Source organism: Streptomyces flavofungini (genome assembly GCF_041028215.1).
GTDB classification, from domain to species: domain Bacteria; phylum Actinomycetota; class Actinomycetes; order Streptomycetales; family Streptomycetaceae; genus Streptomyces; species Streptomyces flavofungini_B.
This window is the reverse complement of the sequence record NZ_JASKYR010000878.1, coordinates 1-2,912: the sequence shown is the minus strand read 5'-3', so window position 1 is coordinate 2,912 and position 2,912 is coordinate 1. Positions and strand designations below refer to the sequence as shown.

Genomic DNA, 2,912 nt, shown 5'->3' with positions numbered 1-2,912 from the left:
GGCGATGGTGGCGTTGGGGAGCGCCGGGGCGGGGAGGCGGTCGCCGGGGTAGCCCTCGACCTCGCCGAACCGGTCGGCGGCGGCTTCCCAGTCCCGCCTGGCCTCGACGATGTCGGCGTGGCTGCGGCCGATGAAGTTCCACCACATGACGATCTCCTCGTCGAACGGCGTCCCCCCGATCAGCACCACCCGCGCGGGCTCGTCCGACTCGTTGGCCAGGGTCAGGGTGGTGTGTCCGGTGCCGAGGTAGCCGAGCTCCGCCGCCCGCAGGGTGGTGCCCGCCATGCGGATCCGCCCCTGGTCGACGAGCAGACCGTGCTCGTACGCGGCGTCCACGGTGAGTGTGAGCGTGGCTCGGGGCTCGACGAGGAGTTCGGCGCCGAGCAGCGGCGAGAACGTCCGGACCGGTGAGACGGACCCCGCGAGCGCGCCGAGGAACACCCTGACCTCGGCGCCGTCCACGCGTACCGGCGTGGGCACGTAGTGCTGGAAGTCGCGTGCGGCGTGCCGGTGTTCGCCGGGCAGCGCCACCCAGAGCTGGACGCCGTGCAGGAGGGTGGTGGCCGGGGTGGAGACCTCGGTGTGGGCGATGCCGTGGCCGCCGGTCATGAGGTTCAGCTCGCCGGGCCGCACGAAAGCGTGGCTGCCGAGGCTGTCCCGGTGCTCGATCTCCCCGCTGAACAGCCAGCTCACGGTCTGGAGACCGGTGTGCGGGTGCGGTGCGACGTCCATGCCGCCGGTGTCGGCGACGTTGTCCGGGCCGTAGTGGTCGACGAAGCACCAGGCACCGATCAGCGTCCGGGCGCGCTGCGGCAGGGTGCGGCGGACCGTCATGGACCGCGGGCCGCCCAGGGGGACGTCGCGTGCGGAGAGGACCTCGGCCGCTGCCTCCGCGTGGTCGGCGTCGTCCGTGGCTCCGCACCGCAGCGCGGCGGGCTCACGCTCGGCGTTGCTCATCTGCTCTCCCCATCTGCTCTCACCCGTTGTACTCCCCCGTGCTGCCTTCGCACGCTTCCAAGATATTTGGACTTTCAACAACTGTGTTCGATCATAGACCTACGCGTCCGGCCGGGCGCAACGGGAGCGAGCGGGCCCGAACGGCCCACGAGGGAGTGCACGTGGAGCGGAACGTCCAGCCGGAGCGGAACGTCCCCCGGGAACGGAACGTCCAGCCGGAGCAGCGGGTCTACGTCGACAAGCAGAGCCCGAAGGCGTACCACGCGATGGTCGAGGCATCGGCCGCCGTCCGGGCGACCGCCGCCGACGCCGGTCTCGACCGCATACTCGTGGAGCTGGTCAACCTCCGCGTCTCCCAGCTCAACGGCTGCGCCTACTGCCTCGACGTGCACACCCGCACCGCCCTGCGCGAGGGCGAGTCCACCCGGCGCCTCGGCGTGCTGGCCGCCTGGCGCGACACCGAGCTCTTCACCGCCAGGGAGCGGGCCGCGCTCGCCCTGGCCGAGGCGACCACGCACCCGGCGGACGCCGCCGCGCAGGAGACCGCGTACGCCGCGGCCCGCGCGGAGTTCACCGACGCCGAGATCTCGGCGGTGATCTGGGTGGCGATCACCATCAACGCCTTCAACCGCGTCTCCATCCTGAGCAAGCATCCGGTGCGGGGCGCGCAGGGGCGGTGAACGAGAGGTGGGTACGGGGGGCGCCGGGGCTGTGCGCCGTGAGGTCAGGGCCGGTGCGCTGACGGTCAATTCGTACCGTCTGATCGCTCCTAGCGTGGCGGACGACGGCCCCGCGGTGCACGACACCACCCGGTGAGACCCACACCTGGGCCTCTGGCGACCACTGGCCATCACCTGGCCGTGACGTGCCGAGGCCTACCGGTCTCCCGGCCCGGGCCACCCACCACCACCTTACGGAGTACTCATGTCCGACGCCGTCGAGCCGCTCGCCCCCGTCCTCGAACCCGCGGCAGCCGCGTTCGCCGAGGCGACCGCCCAGCCGCCCTACCTCTTCGAACTCGCCCCCGCCGACGGCCGCAAGGCGGTCGACGAGGTGCAGTCGGGCGCCATCGCGAAGCCCGAGGTCGACGAGGAGTGGATCACCGTCCCCGGCGGGCCGACGGGCGGCGTGCGCACCCGCGTCGTGCGGCCCGCGGGCGCGGTGGGCCCCCTGCCGGTGATCCTCTACATCCATGGCGCCGGCTGGGTGTTCGGCAACGCCCACACCCACGACCGCCTGGTGCGCGAGCTGGCCGTGGGTGCGGGTGCGGCCGTGGTGTTCCCCGAGTACGACCTCTCCCCCGAGGCGCGCTACCCGGTCGCCATCGAGCAGAACTACACGGTCGCCCGCTGGGTGGTGCGGGAGGGCGCGGCCAAGGGCCTGGACGGTACGCGGCTCGCGGTGGCCGGTGACTCGGTCGGCGGCAACATGACGGCCGCCCTGACGCTGATGGCCAAGCAGCGCGGCGACGTCCCGCTCGTCCAGCAGGTGCTGTTCTACCCGGTCACGGACGCCAACTTCGACACCGGCTCCTACGAGCAGTTCGCCACGGGGTACTTCCTGCGCCGCGACGGCATGCGGTGGTTCTGGGACCAGTACACGACCGATGAGGCCGAGCGCGCCCAGATCACCGCCTCGCCGCTGCGCGCCTCCACCGAGCAGCTCACCGGCCTGCCGCCCGCGCTGGTCATCACCGGCGAGGCCGATGTGCTGCGCGACGAGGGCGAGGCGTACGCCAACAAGCTGCGCGAGGCGGGCGTCGCGGTCACCGCGGTGCGCTTCCAGGGCATCATCCACGACTTCGTGATGCTGAACGCGCTGCGCGGGACGCACGCGGCGGAGGCCGCGATCACGCTGGCGGTGGGCACCCTGCGCGCGGCGCTGCACACGGCCTGACGCCGACACCACCCGCCGCGCGACCGCTAGCCCCCCAAGGAGACCACTCTCATGAACAC

Annotated in this window: 3 protein-coding genes; 2 read left to right on the top strand and 1 reads right to left on the bottom strand. The window is 72.5% G+C overall.

Annotation, left to right across the window (positions count from 1 at the left end; all coding sequences use genetic code 11):
- On the bottom strand, positions 1-957 hold a 957-nt coding region (locus AB8Z36_RS35915), incomplete at its 3' end, for a pirin family protein (protein WP_369217583.1).
- A gap of 161 nt (positions 958-1,118) precedes the next feature.
- Between AB8Z36_RS35915 and AB8Z36_RS35910 the strand changes: the two genes are divergently transcribed.
- Together AB8Z36_RS35910 and AB8Z36_RS35905 are read left to right on the top strand one after the other, a co-directional pair.
- Positions 1,119-1,637, top strand: a complete 519-nt coding sequence (locus AB8Z36_RS35910; protein WP_369217582.1) for a carboxymuconolactone decarboxylase family protein — start codon at positions 1,119-1,121, stop codon at positions 1,635-1,637.
- 244 nt (positions 1,638-1,881) lie between these two features.
- Positions 1,882-2,853, top strand: coding sequence for an alpha/beta hydrolase (locus AB8Z36_RS35905; protein ID WP_369217581.1), 972 nt, complete (start codon positions 1,882-1,884; stop codon positions 2,851-2,853).
- The last annotated feature ends 59 nt before the right edge of the window (positions 2,854-2,912 follow it).